This window comes from Streptomyces venetus (assembly GCF_039540295.1).
Lineage (GTDB): Bacteria > Actinomycetota > Actinomycetes > Streptomycetales > Streptomycetaceae > Streptomyces > Streptomyces venetus.
This window is the reverse complement of the sequence record NZ_BAABET010000007.1, coordinates 1-21,174: the sequence shown is the minus strand read 5'-3', so window position 1 is coordinate 21,174 and position 21,174 is coordinate 1. Positions and strand designations below refer to the sequence as shown.

General features: G+C 70.0%; 14 protein-coding genes, 1 tRNA gene and 1 rRNA gene. 3 read left to right on the top strand and 13 right to left on the bottom strand.

Annotation, left to right across the window (positions count from 1 at the left end):
* The first annotated feature begins 90 nt into the window (after nt 1-90).
* Nucleotides 91-921, top strand: a complete 831-nt coding sequence (locus ABEA82_RS22950) for an Fpg/Nei family DNA glycosylase (protein WP_345663497.1) — start codon at nt 91-93, stop codon at nt 919-921.
* Between the two features lie 79 nt (nt 922-1,000).
* Entirely contained in the window at nt 1,001-1,765 is a 765-nt protein-coding gene (locus ABEA82_RS22945) for an SDR family NAD(P)-dependent oxidoreductase (RefSeq protein ID WP_345663496.1), read from the top strand.
* 34 nt (nt 1,766-1,799) lie between these two features.
* Here ABEA82_RS22945 and ABEA82_RS22940 read toward each other — a convergent pair whose 3' ends face one another.
* The 10 genes from ABEA82_RS22940 to ABEA82_RS22895 all read right to left on the bottom strand — a co-directional run bounded on the left by ABEA82_RS22940 (nt 1,800) and on the right by ABEA82_RS22895 (nt 16,952).
* Nucleotides 1,800-2,069, bottom strand: a complete 270-nt coding sequence (locus ABEA82_RS22940; protein ID WP_345663495.1) for a hypothetical protein — start codon at nt 2,067-2,069, stop codon at nt 1,800-1,802.
* 166 nt (nt 2,070-2,235) lie between these two features.
* Nucleotides 2,236-2,706: a Dps family protein gene (locus ABEA82_RS22935; RefSeq protein WP_345663893.1), complete on the bottom strand. Its 471-nt coding sequence runs from the start codon at nt 2,704-2,706 to the stop codon at nt 2,236-2,238.
* A 233-nt stretch (nt 2,707-2,939) separates the two neighbouring features.
* Complete coding sequence (locus ABEA82_RS22930; RefSeq protein ID WP_003993396.1) at nt 2,940-3,320, bottom strand: helix-turn-helix domain-containing protein; 381 nt, start codon at nt 3,318-3,320, stop codon at nt 2,940-2,942.
* Between the two features lie 109 nt (nt 3,321-3,429).
* Nucleotides 3,430-3,975: a CinA family protein gene (locus ABEA82_RS22925; protein WP_345663494.1), complete on the bottom strand. Its 546-nt coding sequence runs from the start codon at nt 3,973-3,975 to the stop codon at nt 3,430-3,432.
* Nucleotides 3,972-4,910 carry a CDP-diacylglycerol--glycerol-3-phosphate 3-phosphatidyltransferase gene (gene pgsA / locus ABEA82_RS22920; RefSeq protein ID WP_345663493.1) on the bottom strand — a complete coding sequence of 313 codons (939 nt, stop codon included), beginning with the start codon at nt 4,908-4,910 and terminating at the stop codon, nt 3,972-3,974. The genes ABEA82_RS22925 and pgsA overlap by 4 nt, the downstream gene beginning before the upstream one ends.
* Nucleotides 4,907-6,388, bottom strand: coding sequence for a 30S ribosomal protein S12 methylthiotransferase RimO (gene rimO / locus ABEA82_RS22915; protein ID WP_345663492.1), 1,482 nt, complete (start codon nt 6,386-6,388; stop codon nt 4,907-4,909). The genes pgsA and rimO overlap by 4 nt, the downstream gene beginning before the upstream one ends.
* A gap of 93 nt (nt 6,389-6,481) precedes the next feature.
* Nucleotides 6,482-7,336, bottom strand: a complete 855-nt coding sequence (locus ABEA82_RS22910) for a helix-turn-helix domain-containing protein (RefSeq protein ID WP_345663491.1) — start codon at nt 7,334-7,336, stop codon at nt 6,482-6,484.
* Nucleotides 7,337-7,602: 266 nt separating this feature from the next.
* A complete protein-coding gene (locus ABEA82_RS22905; RefSeq protein WP_345663490.1) occupies nt 7,603-10,371 on the bottom strand; it encodes a DNA translocase FtsK in 2,769 nt (922 codons plus the stop codon).
* A gap of 127 nt (nt 10,372-10,498) precedes the next feature.
* The gene (locus ABEA82_RS22900) at nt 10,499-11,179 is read right to left on the bottom strand and encodes a response regulator (protein WP_003993389.1); all 681 of its coding nucleotides are present in this window, start codon (nt 11,177-11,179) and stop codon (nt 10,499-10,501) included.
* A 307-nt stretch (nt 11,180-11,486) separates the two neighbouring features.
* On the bottom strand, nt 11,487-16,952 hold the full coding sequence (locus ABEA82_RS22895; RefSeq protein WP_345663489.1) for a HAMP domain-containing protein: 5,466 nt from the start codon (nt 16,950-16,952) through the stop codon (nt 11,487-11,489).
* A gap of 378 nt (nt 16,953-17,330) precedes the next feature.
* Here ABEA82_RS22895 and ABEA82_RS22890 point away from each other — a divergent pair, with 378 nt between their 5' ends.
* A complete protein-coding gene (locus ABEA82_RS22890) occupies nt 17,331-20,081 on the top strand; it encodes a SpoIIE family protein phosphatase (protein WP_345663488.1) in 2,751 nt (916 codons plus the stop codon).
* Nucleotides 20,082-20,124: 43 nt separating this feature from the next.
* Here the strand turns inward: ABEA82_RS22890 and ABEA82_RS22885 are convergent.
* From ABEA82_RS22885 to rrf, 3 genes are all read right to left on the bottom strand, one after another.
* A tRNA-Thr gene (locus ABEA82_RS22885) sits at nt 20,125-20,200 on the bottom strand.
* 72 nt (nt 20,201-20,272) lie between these two features.
* Nucleotides 20,273-20,935, bottom strand: a complete 663-nt coding sequence (locus ABEA82_RS22880) for a DegT/DnrJ/EryC1/StrS family aminotransferase (protein ID WP_345663892.1) — start codon at nt 20,933-20,935, stop codon at nt 20,273-20,275.
* A 114-nt stretch (nt 20,936-21,049) separates the two neighbouring features.
* Nucleotides 21,050-21,166 (bottom strand): 5S ribosomal RNA (gene rrf, locus ABEA82_RS22875).
* Nucleotides 21,167-21,174 lie beyond the last annotated feature (8 nt).

Here is a 21,174-nt window from a genome sequence, read left to right as displayed (position 1 = left end):
CGCATCGGCTCACGCCTCCGCCCCCCTGCTCCCTGCTCCCCGCCCCCACAAGCCCGACCAGGCACACCCCCGCCGTGCCACCCTTGACCTATGCCCGAAGGTGACACGGTCTGGCAGACCGCGAGGCGACTGCACGACGCTCTCGCGGGCAAGGTGCTGACCCGCAGCGACCTCCGGGTGCCGCGCTTCGCCACGGCCGACCTCACCGGCCGCACGGTCCTCGATGTCACCCCGCGCGGCAAGCACCTCCTGACCCGGGTCGAGGGTGGTCTGACCCTGCACTCCCACCTGCGGATGGACGGCGCCTGGAAGGTCTACGCGAACGGCCGGCGCTGGGGCGGCGGCCCCGGCCACCAGATCCGCGCGATCCTCGGCAACGCCGACCGCACGGCCGTGGGCTACCGCCTCCCGGTGCTGGAGCTGCTGCGCACCACCGACGAGCATCGTGCGGTCGGCCACCTCGGCCCCGACCTCCTGGGCCCGGACTGGGACCCCGACCGGGCCCTCGCCAACCTCCTCCAGGACCCCGCCCGCCCTCTCGGCGAGGCCCTGCTCGACCAGCGCAACCTCGCCGGCATCGGCAATGTCTACAAGAGCGAGCTCTGCTTCCTGCTGGGCGTCACCCCCTGGCTCCCCGTGGGCGACCTGCCCGCCGAGCGCGCCGCCAAGCTGCCCGGTCTGGCCAAGAGGCTGCTGGAGACCAACCGGGACCGCCTGATCCGCAGTACGACCGGCAGTCGCGGCCAGGACCTCTTCGTGTACGGCCGGGCCCCTCGTCCCTGCCTGCGCTGCCGCACGTCCGTCCGCGTCGCCGACCAGGGCGACGGTTCCCGCGAACGCCCCACGTACTGGTGCCCCACCTGCCAGCCGGGCCTCGCCCCGGCCCCGGCCCGACGCGTCCGCCGCGACGCGGCCGGGTGACGGCCAGGACGACCCTGGCCCCTTGGACGCCCCCGACAGACAATTGACGACCCGTCAGAAATGCTCGTACGGTCCGTACATGCCCGTCACGGCGTACGACCTCACCGGCCGGACCGCGTTCGTCACCGGCGCCGCGAGCGGCATCGGCCGCGCCTCGGCCCTCCTGCTCGCCGAAGCGGGGGCCACCGTGCACTGCGCGGACCGCGACACCGACGGCCTGCACGAGTCGGCGTCCCTCATCAAGGACCGGGGCGGCACCGCCCACACCCACACCCTCGACGTCACCGACCGCTCCGGGCTGAGGCGGGCCATCACCTCCTGCGAACGTCTCGACGTCCTGGCCGCGATCGCCGGGATCATGCACAGCAGCCCGGTGCTGGAGACCCGGGACGAGGACCTCGACCGGGTACTGAACGTGAACTTCAAAGGAGTGCTGTACGCCTGCCAGGCGGCGGCCCGCCTGATGATCGAGCGCGGCACGCGGGGCAGCATCGTCACGATGGCCTCGGGCGCCGTCGACACCGGCGGCCCGGGGCTGCTCTGCTATGGCGCGGCCAAGGCGGCGGTGGTCCAGCTGACGAAGACCCTCGCGACGGAGGTCGGCCGGTACGGCATCCGGGTCAACGCGGTCGCCCCGGGCTGGGTCCGCACCCCGATGACCGACCGCCACGACAACGCGGCCCAGGCGCACACGGAGGCCGCGATGGCCCGGCTGTCACCCCTCGGCCGGGTCGGCGACCCCGAGGACATCGCCCACGCGGTCCTCCACCTGGCATCCGACGCCTCGTCCTTCACGACCGGCCAGATCATCCGCCCGAACGGGGGTGTGGCGATGCCGTGGTGAGGCGCCCCCTCCCACCCGGACAGCAACCCCCGCATCACCCCCGGACCTGACCCTGCCGGGACACCACCCCACGGGCCCCCGCTCCCCACACCCTCCGCCACCGCCCCGAACCGAGCACCCCACTCGCCTGGGCCTTCGGCACACAGTGCACCGGCAGCACGCTCAGCCCCCAGCCCCCGGCGGCGACAGCCGCCTCCAGCACCCCCGCTTCCGGTGCGACCACCAGCCGCACCACGGCCCACCACCACAGCGCCCCCAACCCCAGCACTGCTCCGCGGACCCCCCAGCGCCCTATCCCCGCCACGGCCGCCACCTCCAGCCGGACGCTATTCGGCCACCGGGGCCCGCGGACAGGGCGCACCACCGGCACACAGGCGCACCCCACACCCCGCCGCACCGCTCCGCACCACCGCGAGCGGCGAAACCCCCGGCCGGCCCGTCGCCGTCGTCCGCTGCCGCGCCCTCCAGGGTCACCCGTTCTCGGCCTGGAACATCCAGTGATGCTTCTCCAGGTCCGCCGTGATGCCGATGAAGATGTCCTGGCTCACCGGATCCGGCTCACCGGTGGCCTCGACCCGCTCCCGCATCCGCGCGATCACCGCGCCCAGCGCGTCGACGAGGGCCCCGACGGCGGTCGTGTCGTCGACCCACCCCTCGGGCGTCACGCCGATCCCACTGCCGACGGCCACGGTCGCGGCACGCCCGTCCGGCGGGATCCCGAGCGCCGCGGCACGCTCCGCCACGGTGTCCGAATACTTCCGTGCCGTGTCGACGACCTCGTCGAGCTGGAGGTGCACGGAACGGAAGCGCGGTCCTACCACGTTCCAGTGGATCTGCTTGGCCACGAGGGCGAGATCCACCAGGTCCACAAGCGCGCCCTGCAACGCCTCCGACACGGTCATGAGGCTCGCGTCGGACAACGGGCTCTTCACGACGTACATCCGCACCTCCGTTGACTGCCCTGCCATCCCCTCAACGATGACCGCCCGATGCGATACCGGCAAACGCGGATAAAAAGGACAGCTGGGCGCCGGGAAGCCCTCCCTCAAAGCGAAAACCCCGGGCGGCACCCCTCCGGATCACCGGAGAGGCCCGGCCGGGGCCTCACACACCTTCTCAGAGCCTCGTCGACGTCACACGCGCACGCGGGGCAACCCGCGTCCACGCGAAGCACTCACGCGGCGACGACGTCCACCGCCTCGGCGGGCGCCTTGATGGTCACCCGTTCCGGTGGCACACCGGTCACCGACACGGAACCCAGCATCGGTCGAACCGGCGTGGGTACAGGCTCACTGGGGGTGGCCGCTGCAGACTGGGCCAGCTCGGCGAGGGCGAGCTCGTCGCTCACTTCCCGCATGAGCTCGGACATCCGTACGTCCAGCGCGTCGCAGATGGCGGAGAGCAGCTCGGAGGAAGCCTCCTTCTGCCCCCGCTCCACCTCGGAGAGATAGCCGAGTGAGACTCGGGCGGACGAGGAGACTTCGCGCAGAGTACGGCCCTGGCGCTGGCGCTGCCGACGCAGCACGTCACCCAGCAGGCGACGGAGCAGAATCATCGGTGGCTCCCTCCTCGGACCGCGTAGCCGCATCCATTACGCCCCACCGTACCGCCTTGCGCCGCGGCCGTGCGGGGAGCGATGTCGTGTTCACTCAGGGCTGCAAACATCAAAACCCCCCGTTCCGTTCCGTATCCTGTGCCCGCTCATTCCCAGTCTGTTCGCCCGCAAGCCCCTCCAGGAGCAGTGCGAGTACGCTCCGTACACTCTCTCTACGAATTTCCTCGCGGTCGCCGTTCAACCGCAGAGCCTCCACTTTTCCGCCGCCGGCAGAACCGGAATCGGTGCCGAACGGCCCTTCCACGGCCACGAAGACCGTCCCGACGGCCTGCCCGTCCTGCGGCTCCGGTCCGGCGACACCGGTGGTCGCGATGCCCCAGTCGGTGCCGAGCGCCTTGCGCACGCCGACTGCCATCTGGGCCGCGACCTGCGGATCCACCGCTCCATGTGCCGACAGCAGGGTGGCGTCGACACCGAGCAGTTCATGCTTCAGTTCGGTGGCGTAGGCGGTCACCGAGCCGCGGAAGACCTTGGACGCTCCGGGGACCGAGGTGATCTCCGCGGCCACGAGGCCACCGGTCAGCGACTCCGCGACAGCGAGCGTCTCGCCCTTCACCGTGAGTAGTCGCACCACGTCAGTGGCCCTGGAACTCACGCTTCCTTCTCCTCCAACGCGGCTTTGCGCTCGGCGATTCCCTGCCTGCGCAGCACAATGGCCTGTTTCACATAGTCGAGCCCGGTCACCACGGTCAGAACGACCGCCGCGGCCATCACCCACCACCTCAGAGTGGCCAGCCACCCCGTCAGTGCCAGCACGTACATGCCCACGGCCACGCCCTGAGTGAGGGTCTTGAGCTTGCCTCCGCGACTGGCGGGGATGACGCCGTAGCGGATGACCAGAAAACGCAGCAGCGTGATCCCGAGTTCCCGCCCGAGGATGACGCCGGTCACCCACCACGGCAGATCCCCGAGCCCGGACAGACAGATCAGCGCCGCCCCCATGATCGCCTTGTCGGCGATGGGGTCGGCGATCTTCCCGAAGTCGGTGACCAGGTTATAGGTGCGCGCCAGATGACCGTCGAAGAGGTCGGTGATCATGGCGATGGCGAAGGCCGCCCAGGCGAGGGACCGCCAGGCCGGGTCGTAACCACCGTCGGCGAGCATCAGCGCGACGAAGGCCGGCACGAGGAGCAGCCGGAGCATGGTCAGGAGGTTGGCGATGTTCCAGACGCTGGCCTGGTTGACGGCCGCGGCCGCCAGCTTCGCGCCGCGCGCGGGCTTCGGGTCGCCCTGCGCGTCGAGAACGGCGCTCCCCGAGTCCTCCGAGTCCTCCGAGTCCTCGCCGAGGACGGTCCCGCTCTCCTCCGCGCCGGCCGCAGCTACCCCGGCGGGCCCACCGTGTCCTGCCCCGGACGGCGTCCCGTGCTCCGCGCCGGACGGCTCCTCACCGTCGGCCGACCGCGCGGCCGCACGGCCGACCGCCGCTCCGGGAACCGTCCCCGAGGCCGCAGCGGCCGGGGAAGCCGCACCGGCCGCGGCCCTCCTCGCGCCGGAGGGGCCTCCCGCCGCGGATGCCGGGACACCGGTCATCTGCCTGCCTCCTCACTCCACGCAGGCGACGCGAACGAGCTCTGCAGCGGCTCGGCCACCAGGTCGACACCCTCCGTACCGACCACCTTCGCCTCGACCATACGGCCGCTGCTCAGCCCCGCGCCGCTCGTGAGCAGCACCTGGCCGTCCGTCTCCGGCGCCTGGTGCGCGGCGCGGCCGTACACGCCCTCCTCGTCGTCGACGGACTCGACGAGGACGTGCACCGTCTGCCCGACGCGCTCCTCGGCGCGCTGCGAGACGAGTTCCTCGGCCAGGCGCGAGACACGGGCCAGCCGCTCGGCGACGACGTCCTCGTCGAGCTTGCCCTCGTAGGTCGCCGCCTCGGTGCCCTCCTCGTCGGAGTAACCGAAGACGCCGATGGCGTCCAGCCGGGCGCCGTTCAGGAATCGCTCCAGCTCGGCGAGGTCTGCCTCGCTCTCCCCGGGGAAGCCCACGATGAAGTTGGAGCGCACGCCGGCCTCGGGCGCCTTGTTCCGGATCGTGTCGAGCAGTTCCAGGAACCGGTCGGTGTCGCCGAAGCGCCGCATCGCGCGCAGCACGCCGGGCGCGGAGTGCTGGAAGGACAGGTCGAAGTAGGGCGCGACCTTCGGGGTGGAGGTCAGCACGTCGATGAGGCCGGGCCGCATCTCGGCGGGCTGGAGGTAGCTGACGCGCACCCGCTCGATGCCGTCGACCTCGGCGAGCTCGGGCAGCAGCGACTCCAGCAGGCGGATGTCGCCCAGGTCCTTGCCGTAGGAGGTGTTGTTCTCGGAGACCAGCATGATCTCCTTCACGCCCTGCTCGGCCAGCCACCGCGTCTCGTTCAGCACGTCGCTCGGGCGGCGGGAGATGAAGGAGCCGCGGAAGGACGGGATGGCGCAGAAGGAGCAGCGCCGGTCGCAGCCGGAGGCGAGCTTCACGGAGGCGACCGGGGAGCCGTCCAGCCGGCGACGCAGGGGCGCGCGCGGACCGGAAGCCGGAGCGAGGCCTTCCGGAAGGTCCGCGGGGGCGTGCCCGGGGAGCGCGACCGTCTCGGCGGAGTCCTGACGCTCGGCCGGGCTGATCGGCAGCAGCTTGCGGCGGTCGCGCGGGGTGTGTGCGGCGTGGATGCCGCCGTTGAGGATGGTCTGGAGCCGGTCCGAGATGTCCGCGTAGTCGTCGAAACCGAGCACACCGTCGGCCTCGGGGAGCGCCTCGGCGAGTTCCTTGCCGTACCGCTCGGCCATGCAGCCCACCGCCACCACGGCCTGGGTTCTGCCGTGCCCCTTGAGGTCGTTGGCCTCCAGGAGGGCGTCGACGGAGTCCTTCTTGGCGGCTTCGACGAAACCGCAGGTGTTGACGACGGCGACGTCCGCTTCCTCGGCGTCCTCCACGAGCCGCCAGCCGTCCGCCTCCAAACGGCCTGCGAGCTCCTCCGAGTCCACCTCGTTACGGGCGCAGCCAAGGGTGACGAGTGCGACGGTACGGCGTTCAGGCATGGGCTCAAGAGTACTTCGTCCCACCGACACCCCACGTCGACGGGGTTGGCCGGGCCCGGCCAACCCCGTACGGCGGACACCCCTTCGGCCGGGTTACCCGGCCTCGGGGTCGCCCTTCGTGTACGTGAGGCGTTCCACAGAGCCCGGCTTGAAGTCGTCCTCGATCTTCTTGCCGTTGACGAAGAGGTCGATCGCGCCCGCGTCGCCGAGGACGAGGTGCACCTTCGAGCTGTCCTGGAAGGTCTTGGAGTCGCCCTGCTTGAGGACCCCGTCGAAGAGCAGCCGGCCGTTGTGGTCCTTGGCGGAGATCCAGCTGCGGCCGTCGGCGGCGGCCACCTGGACCGTCACCTTGTCCTGCGGCGCGGCCGCGATGGCGCTGTCGGACGGCTCGGGCTCGCGATCGGCGGGCTTCTTGGTCTTGGTCGTCGGGGAGGCGGAGCCTTGGGTGGTGGGCGTGGCGCCCTCGGCGACGTTGGCCTCGCCGCCGCCCTCGTCGCCGCCCTGGAACATGGTGAACCCGACGAAACCGATCACGGCGACGATCGCGGCGACCATGGCCGCCGTCCAGTTCGGCCCCCGCCGCTCCGGGCGGATACGTTCCGCCTCGAACAGGGGGGCTGCCGGGGTCGGTGCCGGGCGTCCGCCGTGCTCGTCGCCGTACTGCGCGAGCAGCGGCGCCGGGTCGAGGTGGACGGCCTTCGCCAGGGTCCGGATGTGCCCGCGCGCGTAGACGTCGCCGCCGCAGGCGGTGAAGTCGTCCGCCTCGATGGCATGCACGATGTTCATGCGGACGCGGGTGGCGCTACTGATGTCGTCGACGGTCAGCCCGGCAGCGATACGCGCCTGCTGCAGGACACGGCCGATGGAGGGGCGGTCTTCCTCGCGGGCTTCTTCGACGCGCTCGTCTTCGAACGGACGCTCGTCTTCAGGGGAGTTGCCGATGGACACGGGGGCGCCTTTCGAGCGTGTAGCCGCCTGTGCTGGAAGTTCAGTCTAGGGGGGTATCAAAAGGGTGGGGCAACCGGGCGGTGGCACTTTGTAGGCCATCGGAATGGCCCGACATCCCGATGGTGAGGTCGCTCATTTTCGCTTCCCTCAACTTGACGTACACCGACGGGAAACGGTTGCTCGACGAACCCTTACGGGTGAGTCACGGTTCGGACACCCGGTTGCAGTACACGCTCGGCGAGGCGACCGCCGTGTGTCCCGTTTCCCTACCCATCAGACTCCCCCCGGATCAGGGCGAGCACGCCATCCAGCTCATCAGGCTTCACAAGAACGTCACGTGCCTTGGAACCCTCACTGGGCCCCACGATGTTCCGGGACTCCATGAGGTCCATCAGCCGCCCGGCCTTGGCGAAGCCGACGCGCAGCTTGCGCTGGAGCATGGACGTCGAGCCGAACTGGGTGGAGACGACCAGTTCGGCCGCCTGGCACAGCAGGTCGAGGTCGTCGCCGATGTCCTCGTCGATCTCCTTCTTCTGCTTGGTGCCGACGGTGACGTCGTCCCGGAAGACGGGGGCCATCTGGTCCTTGCAGTGCCGGACGACGCCCGCGATCTCCTCCTCGGTCACGAAGGCGCCCTGCATACGCACCGGCTTGTTCGCGCCCATCGGCAGGAACAGCCCGTCGCCCTTGCCGATCAGCTTCTCGGCACCCGGCTGGTCGAGGATGACCCGGGAGTCGGCCAGCGAGGAGGTGGCGAAGGCCAGCCGTGACGGCACGTTCGCCTTGATCAGGCCGGTGACGACGTCGACCGAGGGCCGCTGTGTGGCCAGCACCAGGTGGATACCGGCCGCGCGCGCGAGCTGGGTGATGCGCACGATCGCGTCCTCGACGTCCCGGGGCGCGACCATCATCAGGTCGGCGAGCTCGTCGACGATGACCAGCAGGTAGGGGTACGGCTGGAGCTCGCGCTCGCTGCCCTCGGGCGGCTTGGCCTTGCCCTCGCGCACGGCCCGGTTGAAGTCGTCGATGTGCCGGTAGCCGTAGGCCGCCAGGTCGTCGTAGCGCAGGTCCATCTCGCGCACGACCCACTGGAGCGCCTCGGCGGCCCGCTTGGGGTTGGTGATGATCGGCGTGATCAGGTGCGGGATGCCCTCGTAGGCGGTCAGCTCGACCCGCTTGGGGTCGACGAGGATCATCCGCACGTCCTCGGGGGTCGCCCGCATCATGATCGAGGTGATCAGGCAGTTGATGCAGGACGACTTGCCTGAGCCGGTGGCGCCGGCGACCAGCATGTGCGGCATCTTCGCCAGCGAGTGCATGACGTAGCCGCCCTCGACGTCCTTGCCGAAGGCGACCAGCATCGGGTCGTCGTCCTCCGCGGACTCCGCCAGACGCAGGACGTCACCGAGGTTGACCATCTCCCGGTCGGTGTTCGGGATCTCGATGCCGACGGCGGACTTGCCGGGGATCGGGCTGATGATCCGCACGTCCGGGCTGGCGACGGCGTAGGCGATGTTCTTGGTCAGGGCGGTGATCCGCTCGACCTTCACGGCGGGGCCGAGCTCGACCTCGTAGCGCGTGACCGTCGGGCCGCGGGTGAAGCCGGTGACGCTCGCGTCCACCTTGAACTCGGTGAAGACGGTGGTCAGCGACTCGACGATGGCGTCGTTGGCGGCGCTGCGCGCCTTTCCCGGGCCGCCGCGCTCCAGCAGGTCGAGCGCCGGCAGGGAGTACGTGATGTCCCCGGACAGCTGGAGCTGCTCAGCGCGCGCGGGCAGGTCACGGGGCTTGGAGGGCGGCGCCTTGGTGAGGTCGCGGACGCCCGGCTTCGGCTTCTCCTGGGCGGGCTCCTCCTGCTGGGTGGCCTTCTCCTGCTTGGGCTTCTCCTGCTGGGGCTTCTCCTGCTGGGGGCGGGCGCCCGGGACCGGCGTCGGCGTGGTCGGTTCCTGGTCGCCGACCCGCACGCCCTGGGTGAGGTCGGCGACGATCGGCGAGGGCGGCATCCCGTGCAGGACGGCACCGTCGAGCGCGGCGGCGGCCGCCGCGGCGATGTCCACGGCGTCCCTGGGCCGGTCCATGTCGGGCTGCGGCACCGCGGAGCGCCTGGGCCGGCCGCGGCGCCGCGAGAGGGCCTCCTGCTCGGCGCTGTCGGGGTCGTACGCCTCGGGCGCCGGCGTGCGCCTGCCGCGCGGCCGGGCCGGCAGCGCCTCCCGCCACTGCTCCTCGTAGCGCTCGTCGTCCTCGACGAACTCGTAGTCGGCCGGGTCGCGGACGATCCCGAGCCGCATACCGAGCAGGCGCAGCCGCTGCGGGATGGCGTTCACCGGGGTGGCCGTGACGACGAGCACTCCGAAGATCGTCAGCAGCACGAGCAGCGGTACGGCGAGCACGTCCCCCATGGCGTACGACAGCGGGGTGGCCACGGCCCAGCCGATGAGGCCACCGGCGTCCCTTATGGCGTGCATGCCGTCGCCGCGCGCCGGCGAGCCGCAGGCGATGTGGACCTGCCCGAGCACGCCGATGACGAGCGCGGACAGGCCGATGACGATGCGTCCGTTGGCCTCGGGCTTCTCCGGGTGGCGGATGAAGCGCACGGCGACGACGGCGAGCAGTATCGGCACGAGCAGGTCGAGCCGGCCGAAGGCGCCGGTCACCAGGATCTCGACCAGGTCGCCCACGGGGCCCTTGAGGTCCGCCCAGGTACCCGCGGCGACGATCAGCCCGATGCCGAGCAGCAGCAGGGCGACGCCGTCCTTGCGGTGTGCCGGATCGAGGTTCTTGGCTCCCTGCCCTATGCCGCGGAACACGGCGCCCACGGCGTGCGCGATGCCGAGCCAGACGGCGCGCACCAGCCGGTAGACGCCTCCGGTGGGGCTCGGTGCCGGTTTGGGCGCGACCTTCTTCGCCGCGGCCTTCTTGGCGGGCGCCTTCTTCGCGGGGGCCCTTTTCGCAGCGGCCTTCTTCGCCGGGGCCTTCGCTGAAGCGGCCGCCCTCTTCGCGGGCGACTTCTTGGCTGCGGACGGACGTGAGGCCATGGGTGTGAGGTTACCGGGGGAGACGACGGGGGACACGTGTGCCTGCCGCTTCACCCGTTCGTGTCGCTCCGGGAGAGGCAAGGAATTGACGCACACTCATGGACGGGCAACCGCGGCTGCCCGGGCGTCAGTTCTGCGAGGAGACCGACGACGTGCTCCCGGTGCCCGGCTCGAGCGCGTCCAGCGCACGCCGCAACCCCGTGAGCTTGCGCTCCAGATGAGCCGCCGTGGCCACTGCCGCGGCGTCCGTCGACTCGTCATTGAGCTGCTTGGTCAGCGCCTCGGCCTGCTCCTCGACGGCCGCGAGCCGCGCCGAGAGCTCGGCGAGCAGCCCCGCCGACTCCTTCGACTCACCGCCCGCGTCCTTGCCGTTGCCCTCCAACTGGAGCCGCAGCAGCGACGCCTGCTCACGCAGCTGGCAGTTCTTCATGTACAGCTCGACGAACACGGACACCTTCGCGCGCAGCACCCACGGGTCGAACGGCTTGGAGATGTAGTCGACCGCGCCTGCCGCGTAACCCCGGAAGGTGTGGTGCGGCCCGTGGTTGATGGCCGTCAGGAAGATGATCGGGATGTCCCGGGTCCGCTCCCGGCGCTTGATGTGAGCCGCCGTCTCGAAGCCGTCCATGCCCGGCATCTGGACGTCCAGCAGGATGACCGCGAAGTCGTCCGTGAGCAGCGCTTTGAGCGCTTCCTCCCCGGACGATGCCCGCACCAGCGTCTGATCGAGCGCAGAGAGGATCGCCTCCAGCGCAAGCAGATTCTCCGGCCGGTCATCGACCAGGAGGATCTTGGCCTTCTGCACCATGGCCCGCCCTCCTCGCCCCGGCGTGGGGCCTCCCCTGTCCGCAGGACCTGGGGACGCACCGGTAGGTGCTGCCCCAGGGGACGACTCCCTTGCGCCGCCCGTCCTTGTGCCGGTCATCGTAGCCGCACCCTGCCTGTCGCCACACCCTGTCACCGTGATGTCACTGTGCACGTAGCAAAAACGCAGCAGGAGACCAGAAGGTTCCCCAGATCCCGTACTTCTACACGACTATGCGCACATCGAGTCCGCGACAGCGTGTGAACACCGAACCTGCCCGCCAACGTTGCGTAACGGTCCAACGTTCCCCTCATTCCCCTCGCATCCACTGGTCCATCACCGTGAGCAGGTGATCGGGGTCGACCGGCTTGGTGACGTAGTCGGAGGCGCCCGACTCGATCGCCTTCTCCCTGTCGCCCTTCATCGCCTTCGCGGTCAGTGCGATGATCGGCAACCCGGCGAACTGGGGCATCCTGCGGATCGCCGTGGTCGTCGCGTACCCGTCCATCTCGGGCATCATGATGTCCATCAGGACGACCGCCACATCGTCGTGCTGCTCCAGCACCTCGATGCCCTCACGGCCGTTCTCGGCGTACAGCACCGACAGGCCGTGCTGCTCCAGGACACTGGTCAGCGCGAAGACGTTGCGGATGTCGTCGTCGACGATCAGGACCTTCTGACCACCGAACCGGATACCGCGCTGCGGCCTCGGCGCCGCCTCCTGCTCGGCGGGCGTCCACTGCTCCGGCTGCGCCGGGCGCGGCGGCAGCTCCGGCATCCTGCGGCGCCGCCGGAACAGGGCCGCCGGACCGTTCTGCGTGTCGCGGTACGACTTCACCTCGGGCGGCGTCTCGACGTCGGACACCTCGGACGGGTCCGGCGTCGAGGCCACCAGGTCACCGGCCTCCAGGGCGGGCAGCTGCTGCTGGTAGCCCTGCGGCGGCAGTTCGCTGGGGTGCAGCGGCAGGTACAGCGTGAACGTCGAACCGCGGCCCGTCTCACTCTGTGCGTAGATCTCACCGCCGAGCAGCTGGGCGATCTCCCGCGAGATCGACAGCCCGAGGCCCGTACCGCCGTACTTGCGGCTGGTCGTGCCGTCGGCCTGCTTGAACGCCTCGAAGATCACCCGCATCTTGCTGGAGGCGATGCCGATCCCGGTGTCGGTCACGGAGAACGCGATCAGCCCCGCGTCCGGGTCGGTCAGCGACCCCGTCTCCAGCAGCTGCTCCCGGATCCTCTGGGGCACGTCGTCCCGCGCCGGCCTGATGACCAGCTCCACCGACCCCGAGTCGGTGAACTTCACCGCGTTCGACAGCAGGTTGCGCAGCACCTGCAGCAGCCGCTGTTCGTCGGTGTGCAGCGTGGCGGGCAGCTCCGGCGAGACCCGCACGGACAGGTCCAGGCCCTTCTCCGCGGTCAGCGGGCGGAACGTGGCCTCCACGTAGTCCACGAGCTGGACGAGCGCGATACGCGTCGGGGACACGTCCATCTTGCCCGCCTCGACCTTCGACAGGTCGAGGATGTCGTTGATCAGCTGGAGCAGGTCGGACCCGGCCCCGTGAATGGTCTCGGCGAACTCCACCTGCTTCGGGGAGAGGTTCCCCTCGGCGTTGTCCGCGAGCAGCTTGGCGAGGATCAGCAGCGAGTTCAGCGGCGTACGCAGCTCGTGCGACATGTTCGCCAGGAACTCGCTCTTGTAGCGCATCGACACCGCGAGCTGCTCGGCGCGCTCCTCCAGGACCTGCCGCGCCTCCTCGATCTCGGTGTTCTTCACCTCGATGTCGCGGTTCTGCTGGGCCAGCAGCTCGGCCTTCTCCTCCAGTTCGGCGTTCGACGCCTGGAGGGCCTTCTGCCGCTGCTCCAACTCGGCGGAGCGCTCACGCAGTTGCTCGGTCAGCTCCTGCGACTGCGCCAGCAGCAACTCGGTCTTGGTGTTGACGGAGATGGTGTTGACGCTGGTCGCGATCATCTCCGCGATCTGGTTGAGGAAGTCCCTCTGGATCTGTGTGAAGGGCGTGAAGGACGCCAGCTCGATGACGCCGAGCACGCTGCCCTCGAACAGCACCGGCAGCACGATCACCTGCGCGGGCGGTGCCTCACCGAGCCCCGAGGAGATCTTCAGATAGCCGCTCGGCGCGTTCTCCACCAGGATCGTGCGCTTCTCCTCCGCGGCCGTCCCGACCAGCGCCTCACCCGGCTGGAACGACGTCGGCATGGAGCCCATCGAGTAGCCGTAACTGCCGAGCATGCGCAGCTCGTACTGGTCTTCGTCGGTGGCGCTCATGTCCTCGCCGTCGACGAGCGGCATCGCCACGAAGAACGCCCCGTGCTGCGCGGAGACCACCGGCGTCAGCTCGCTCATGATCAGCGAGGCCACGTCCTCCAGGTCGCGACGGCCCTGCATCAGCGCGGAGATACGGGCCAGGTTGCCCTTCAGCCAGTCCTGCTCCTTGTTGGCGATCGTGGTGTCGCGCAGATTGGCGATCATCTTGTTGATGTAGTCCTGGAGCTCCTGGATCTCCCCGGACGCGTCCACGTCGATCTTCAGGTTCAGGTCGCCGCGGGTCACCGCGGTCGCCACCCGCGCGATGGCACGCACCTGCCGGGTCAGGTTCCCGGCCATCTCGTTCACGGACTCCGTCAGGTCCCGCCACGTCCCGTCGACGTCACGCACGCGCGCCTGGCCACCGAGCTGTCCCTCCGTGCCCACCTCGCGGGCGACCCGGGTGACCTCCTCGGCGAAGGACGACAGCTGGTCGACCATCGTGTTGATGGTCGTCTTCAGCTCCAGGATCTCCCCGCGCGCGTCGATGTCGATCTTCTTCGTCAGGTCACCCTTGGCGATGGCCGTGGTCACCATGGCGATGTTGCGCACCTGACCGGTCAGGTTCGACGCCATCTGGTTCACGGACTCGGTGAGGTCCTTCCACGTACCGGCCACACCCGGCACATGCGCCTGCCCGCCGAGGATGCCGTCCGTGCCCACCTCTCGGGCCACCTTGGTGACCTGTTCGGCGAACGAACTCAGCGTCTTCACCATCGTGTTGATGGTGTCCGCGAGCTGCGCTACCTCACCGCGCGCCTCGATGGTGACCTGCCGCGTCAGGTCCCCGTTGGCCACCGCCGCCGAGACCTGGGAGATGTTCCGCACCTGCGTGGTGAGGTTCTTGGCCATCAGGTTGACGTTGTCGCTCAGGTCCTTCCAGATGCCCGTGACACCCGGAACATGCGCCTGGCCGCCCAGGATGCCCTCGGTACCCACCTCACGGGCCACCCGGGTCACCTGCTCGGCGAAGGACGACAGCTGGTCCACCATCGTGTTCACGGTCGTGACCAGCTCGAGGATCTCGCCCTTGGCGTCGACGGTGATCTTCTTCGACAGATCGCCCCGGGCGACCGCGGTCGTGACCTCGGCGATGTTGCGCACCTGGATGGTCAGGTTGTTCGCCATGCCGTTCACGGACTGGGTGAGGTCCTTCCAGGTGCCGGAGACACCCTGCACCTCGGCCTGACCGCCCAGGATGCCCTCGGTACCCACCTCACGAGCCACTCGCGTGACCTCCTGGGCGAACGACGACAGCTGGTCCACCATCGTGTTCAGCGTGTTCTTGAGCTCCAGGATCTCGCCACGCGCGTCCACGGTGATCTTCTGCGACAGGTCACCCCGCGCCACCGCGGTCGCCACCTGCGCGATGTTCCGCACCTGCGCGGTGAGGTTCCCGGCCATGCCGTTCACGGAATCCGTCAGATCCCGCCACACACCGGCGACCCCGGGCACCTGCGCCTGACCGCCCAGCCGCCCGTCCGTACCCACTTCGCGCGCCACCCGCGTCACCCGGTCGGCGAACGCGGAGAGCTGGTCGACCATCGTGTTGATGGTGTTCTTCAGCTCCAGGATCTCGCCGCGCGCGTCGACGTCGATCTTCTGCGACAGGTCGCCCCGGGCCACGGCCGTCGTCACCTGCGCGATGTTCCGCACCTGGGAGGTGAGGTTCCCGGCCATGGAGTTGACGGAGTCCGTGAGCTCCTTCCACGTGCCCGACACACCGTCCACCTGGGCCTGACCACCCAGGCGACCCTCCGTGCCCACGTCCCGGGCCATCCTGGTCACCTGGTCGGCGAAGGACGACAGCTGGTCCACCATCGTGTTCACGGTGTTCTTCAGCTTGAGCATCTCGCCGGAGACGTCGACCGTGACCTTCTGCGACAGATCGCCGTTGGCCACCGCCGTCGTCACCTGCGCGATGTTCCTCACCTGCCCGGTGAGGTTCCGGAACGCCGTGTTGACGGAGTCCGTCAGGTCCTTCCACGTCCCCGCCGCACCCGGCACCTGCGCCTGACCGCCCAGCTCACCCTCGACACCGACCTCACGCGCCACACGCGTGACCTCGGCACCGAACGCGGACAGCTGGTCCACCATCCCGTTGACGGTGTTCTTCAGCTCCAGCATCTCGCCGGCCACGTCGACCGTGACCTTCTGCGACAGATCACCGTTGGCCACCGCCGTCGTCACGGCGGCGATGTCCCGCACCTGGGTGGTGAGGTTCCGGAAGACGGTGTTGACGGAGTCCGTCAGGTCCTTCCACGTCCCCGCCGCACCCGGCACGTTCGCCTGTCCGCCGAGCCGCCCCTCGGCCCCCACCTCGTTGGCCACGCGCGTGACCTCGTCGGCGAAGATCCGCAGCGTCTCGGTCATCTGGTTGATCGTCTCGGCGAGCTGCGCGACCTCACCGCGTGCCTGGACCGTCACCTTGCGCGACAGGTCACCATTGGCGACCGCCGTCGTCACCTCGGCGATTCCGCGCACCTGAGCCGTGAGGTTCCCGGCCATGGTGTTCACGGAATCGGTGAGTTCTTTCCACACTCCCGCGACCCCGGGCACCTGGGCCTGACCGCCCAGCGCGCCGTCGGTGCCCACCTCACGGGCCACTCGGGTCACCTCGGAGGAGAACGCCGACAGCTGGTCCACCATCGTGTTGACGGTGTTCTTCAGCTCCAGCATCTCGCCGGCCACCTGGACCGTGACCTTGCGCGACAGGTCACCCTTGGCCACGGCCGTCGTCACCAGCGCGATGTCCCGCACCTGAGCGGTGAGCCGGTACGCCATCGTGTTGACGGAGTCCGTCAGGTCCCGCCAGGAACCCGACATGCCCCGCACGCGTGCCTGCCCGCCCAGCTTGCCCTCGGTGCCCACCTCACTGGCCACACGCGTGACCTCGTCGGTGAACGTCGACAGCTGGTCGACCAGGTTGTTGACGGTCCGCCCGACCTTCAGGAACTCGCCGCGCAACGGCTGCCCGTTCCCGTCCGGCACCTGCGTCCGCAACTCCATACGCGGCGACAGATCACCCTCGGCCACCGCGGACAGCACCCGGCTGACCTCGGAAACCGGCCGCACCAGGTCGTCCACCAGGGCATTGGAGTTGTCGATCGCGGTCGCCCAGGAGCCCTCGCAGGCCCCTGTCTCCAGTCGCTCCGTCAGCTTGCCCTCGCGGCCCACCATCCGCCGCACCCGCGAGAGCTCACCCGTCAGATGCAGATTGCGGTCGGCCACCTCGTTGAAGACGGCCGCGATCTCGGCCATCACGCCGTCCCCGGACACCGTGAGCCGCTTGCGGAAATTCCCGTCCCGCATGGACACCAGGGCCGCCATCAGCCGGTTCAGGGCCGCCGTGTCCACCTCGGTGGTGCCGCTGCGCGCCTTGCCCGGGTGGCTCGGGGACTGTCCGCCCTTCGCGCGCGCCTTCTTGCCACGCGTCGCTGCGCCAGACTCCACTGTGTCCCTCCCGCAGGGATCGACCGTCACTGCTGTGCTCGGGTACCACGCTCGGCGTACCGGTTACTACTGCGTATTCTCCGCCCTGCATACCAGGCCGTGCCCAGGGGGCTGCTGCCCGCCGTACACAGAGGACACTCGGCCTGCCCGGACCTTCACAAGAAGCTTGCCCAGTGTTTCACCCTGGCCGAACCAGGCCATAACAGTTCGGCAGCTTCGCACATCGTCCGCACACCCTCCGGACGGAAACACTGCAGACCGGCATCCGCACCGACCGCGAAGGTAAGTAACCTTGCATCCGGCTGTCCAGCCACGCCGGTCCGTCCGGCCTGGGCGGTGGCACGAAGACGAGCGGGCATCGGAGGGGCGGCCGCACACATGACCACCGGACTGATCCCGGGGGGACAGCCCCCGGAACCCCGGCCGACGGGCGACCTGCCGCACCAGCGGCTCGAGCCGGTCGGCCACGCAGCCCAGCACGTCGAGAACCGGTCGAGGAGTTCTGTGATCACCGCGCGCGCGGCCGCCAGCTTCGAGCCCGTCGGACGATCTGTCGCGAGCGCCCGCTCGTTCGTCCGCGACACCCTCCAGGGCTGGGGCTTCGCCGACATCGTCGACGACGCCGTCGTTCTCACCAGCGAACTGGTGACCAACGCCGTGGTCCACGCCGGCACCTCCGCCGACCTGCTCTGCCTGCGCAGCGACGAGGGCGTGCGCATCGAAGTGGCCGACCGCTATCCCGAGCGTGAGATCCCGCTCCAGGGTACGGCCGTCAACATGGGCAGCCCCGACCGCGAGGGCGGCCGCGGCCTCCAGCTGTGCGCGGCCCTGGCCGGCCGCTGGGGCGTCGAGTACACGCCCACCCACAAGACGGTCTGGTTCCAACTCGACCTCCCCGCCCGCGCCGTGGGCACCCGCGCGGCCGGCCCGGCCCTCCCCGCCGACCTGCTCCCCCTCGCCGACGGCCGGGTCCGCGTGGCCGTGGTCCAGATCGACCGCACCGGCCACATCACCGCCTGGAGCGAGGACGCCGAGGAGCTCTTCGGCTACCCGGCCGAGCAGGTCACCGGCAAGCCCCTGACCGACCTCGCGGCCTGGCCCCACACCCCCGGCACCAGCACCGGCATCGCGGAGGCCCTCCAACTCTCCCGCTGGGAGGGCAGTTACGGCATCCGCGCCGCCGACGGCCGCGTCACCCCCGTCTACGCCTCCCACCTGCGGGTCCGCGACACCGGCGGCGAACCGTCAACCGTGTGCCTCCTGGTACGTGACCACGAACGGGCCGTTCTCCAGACGCCCCTGCGCGTCCCCGCCGACAGCGCCACCACCTCCGAGGGCCAGAGCACCGACCCCTTCGAGGTGTTCATCGGCTCCCCCGCCCCGGACGACCTCGACGGCCTCCTCCAGCGGACGGTCGAACGCGCCCGCGACATGCTCGACGGCGATTCGGCGTTCCTCCTGCTCGCCACCGACGACGAGACGGAACTGGAGGTCCGTGCCTCCACCGGCCTCCCCTCGGCCCGTCAGCGCTTCGCCCGCGTCCCCGTCGAGGCCGGCCCCGGCCGCTACGGCTCGGCCCGCATGCCGGCCGTCCACGACGACCTGACCGCCGTCCCCGGCGCGGTGCCGCTGCTGAACGGCACCGGCATGCGCTCCGTCGTCACCGTCCCGCTGAAGGTGGAGGGCCGCCTCACCGGCTCCCTCGGCGTCGCCGCCGAAGCCCCCGCCAGATACTCCAACGAGGAGGCACTGCGCCTCCAGTTCGCCGCCGACCGCATCGCCCTCGCCGTCGAATCGGCCCGTCTGGGTGAACTGGAACGCCTGCGCCGCGGCTCCCTCAGCTTCCTGGTCGAAGCCTCCGACCTGCTGGCCGGCACCCTGGACCGCGACCAGACCCTGGCCCTCATGGCCCAGATGACGGTCCCCACCCTCGCCACGTGGTGCGCCGTCTACACGATCGCCGACCAGGCCTCCGAGCCGTACCTCTCCTACGTGCTGCACGAGGACGAGGAACTCATCGACGGCATCAAGTCCCTGCTGTCGAAGGTGCCCCCGCCCGACCCGGTCCCCACGCCCGGCGCGCGCGTCTGGACGGCCCCCGGCGAGGTCGCCCACCAGGCGGCCCTGCGCAGCTCCATGCGCAGTCTCGGTCTCAGCGGCGGCCCGACCCGCCAGGTCACCCCGGGCATCGGCCCGACCCTCGCCACGGCTTCCGCCGTCGGAGGCGAGACGGTCGTCCTGCCCCTGGTCGCCCGCAACCGCGTCATCGGCATGCTGACGCTCGGCAAGCCGACCGACGAGCACTTCCGCCAGGAGATCCTGGAACTCGCCGAGGACCTGTCCCGCCGAGCCGCCCTGGCCCTGGACAACGCCCGCCTCTACTCCGAGCGCACGGCCATCAGCCAGTCCCTCCAGCGCAGCCTCCTCCCGCCGGAACTCCCCACGATCGAGGGGGTCGAGGTCGAGGTTATCTACCGCGCGGCCGGCGAGGGCAACGAGGTGGGCGGCGACTTCTACGACGTCTTCCCCATCAGCGACGGCTCCTACGGCTTCGCCATCGGCGACGTCTGCGGTACGGGCCCGAACGCGGCGGCGGTCACAGGCCTGGCCCGCCACGCCCTGCGCCTCCTGGCCCGCGAGGGCCTCAGCGGCCCGACGGTCCTGGAGCGCCTCAACTCCGCGATCCTCGACGAGGGCGCCCGCAGTCGCTTCCTCACCCTTCTCTACGGCGAGATGCGCCCGCAGGAGGACGGCAGTGCGGAGCTGAAGGTCGTCTGCGCCGGCCACCCGCTCCCGCTGCGCCTGCGTCCGGACGGCACGGTCGAACCGGCAGCCGAGCCCCAGCCGCTGCTCGGCGTCATCGAAGACCTGGAGCTGTACGAGCAGACGGTCACCCTCGATCCGGGCGATGTCCTCCTGTGCGTCACGGACGGTGTCACCGAACGCCGTGAAGGCGCCCGCATGCTGGGCGACGACGGACTCGCCGATGTCCTCACGACGTGCACGGGCCTCACGGCCGGCGCGGTGGCGGCCCGCATCATGCGCGCGGTGGAACGCTTCGCGTCGGACGCCCCGTCCGACGACATGGCGATCCTGGCGATGCGCGTACCGGGCCTCCACAAGGACTAGGACAGGCAAAAGGCCCCACCCGTGAGGGTGGGGCCTTTTCTGCTGGAGCCCCCAAGCGGAATCGAACCGCTGACCTTCTCCTTACCATGGAGACGCTCTACCGACTGAGCTATAGGGGCCTGTCGCTTTGGGGATTTCCCCGCGGCAACGGAATAGATCATACCCCGAACAGACCCGTGCTCCCAACCACGTCAGAAGGCCGGCTGGAGCAGCCCTCCGAGGGCGTTACAGGCGGACACGATCCGCTGCATGTCCCGCTTCGTCAGTGTCGCGTCCACAGGGAGCGCGAGCGTCTCGTCGGCGGCCCGCTCCGTCTCCGGGAGGGACACACAGCGCCGGAATTCGGGCAGGCGGTGCACCGGTGTCTTCACCGGGACCCGGCATTCGACTCCCCTGGCCCGCACGGCCCGCGCGAAGGCGTCACGGTCCGGCCGCCCGTTGCCCGGAACCCGCACGACGTACTGCTGGTAGGTGTGCCCGTCGCCGTCGTCCGGCGTTCGCACACCCCTCAACTTCGCGTGCAGGTAAGCCGCCCGCTCCCTGCGCTGGGCGATCTCGTCGTAGGGCGCCTCGGACTCTCCCTGCTCCAGGACGAGCAGTCCTTGTCGCGCTCCCAGCGCGTGCAACCGCCCGAGGTCGGCGAGTCGCCCGAAGCGGTGGACGACAACCACCGCGGCGGTCCGCGGAGTTACGGCCGCTTCCACAGCGGCGGCGTCGAGGCAGTAGGTGACGGGATCTATGTCGGCGAACACCGGCATCGCCCCGGCCATGGCAACGGCCTCGGCGACCTCGACGTTCCCGAAGGCCGGCACGACGACCTCGTCACCGAGTCCGACACCGGCGGCCCTGAGCATCGCAGCAGTACCCATGCTCTGGATGCTGATCGCACAATGTGAACTTCAAGTGACGCGCAACAAAAAAGGGTTGGACCCGTAACCGAAGTTACGGGTCCAACCCTTTCAATATTTGTTCGGCGGCGTCCTACTCTCCCACAGGGTCCCCCCTGCAGTACCATCGGCGCTGTAAGGCTTAGCTTCCGGGTTCGGAATGTAACCGGGCGTTTCCCCTACGCTATAACCACCGAAACACTATG

Bases quoted from the DNA above. Each gene is read 5' to 3' on its own strand.
- ABEA82_RS22950 (WP_345663497.1), top strand. From the start codon at position 91: ATGCCCGAAGGTGACACGGTCTGGCAGACCGCGAGGCGACTGCACGAC.
- rimO (WP_345663492.1), bottom strand. From the start codon at position 6,388: ATGCCTGAACGCCGTACCGTCGCACTCGTCACCCTTGGCTGCGCCCGT.
- ABEA82_RS22880 (WP_345663892.1), bottom strand. From the start codon at position 20,935: ATGCTCAGGGCCGCCGGTGTCGGACTCGGTGACGAGGTCGTCGTGCCG.
- ABEA82_RS22900 (WP_003993389.1), bottom strand. From the start codon at position 11,179: ATGGTGCAGAAGGCCAAGATCCTCCTGGTCGATGACCGGCCGGAGAAT.
- ABEA82_RS22930 (WP_003993396.1), bottom strand. From the start codon at position 3,320: ATGATTCTGCTCCGTCGCCTGCTGGGTGACGTGCTGCGTCGGCAGCGC.
- ABEA82_RS22905 (WP_345663490.1), bottom strand. From the start codon at position 10,371: ATGGCCTCACGTCCGTCCGCAGCCAAGAAGTCGCCCGCGAAGAGGGCG.
- ABEA82_RS22935 (WP_345663893.1), bottom strand. From the start codon at position 2,706: ATGTACGTCGTGAAGAGCCCGTTGTCCGACGCGAGCCTCATGACCGTG.
- ABEA82_RS22890 (WP_345663488.1), top strand. From the start codon at position 17,331: ATGACCACCGGACTGATCCCGGGGGGACAGCCCCCGGAACCCCGGCCG.
- ABEA82_RS22945 (WP_345663496.1), top strand. From the start codon at position 1,001: ATGCCCGTCACGGCGTACGACCTCACCGGCCGGACCGCGTTCGTCACC.
- pgsA (WP_345663493.1), bottom strand. From the start codon at position 4,910: ATGACCGGTGTCCCGGCATCCGCGGCGGGAGGCCCCTCCGGCGCGAGG.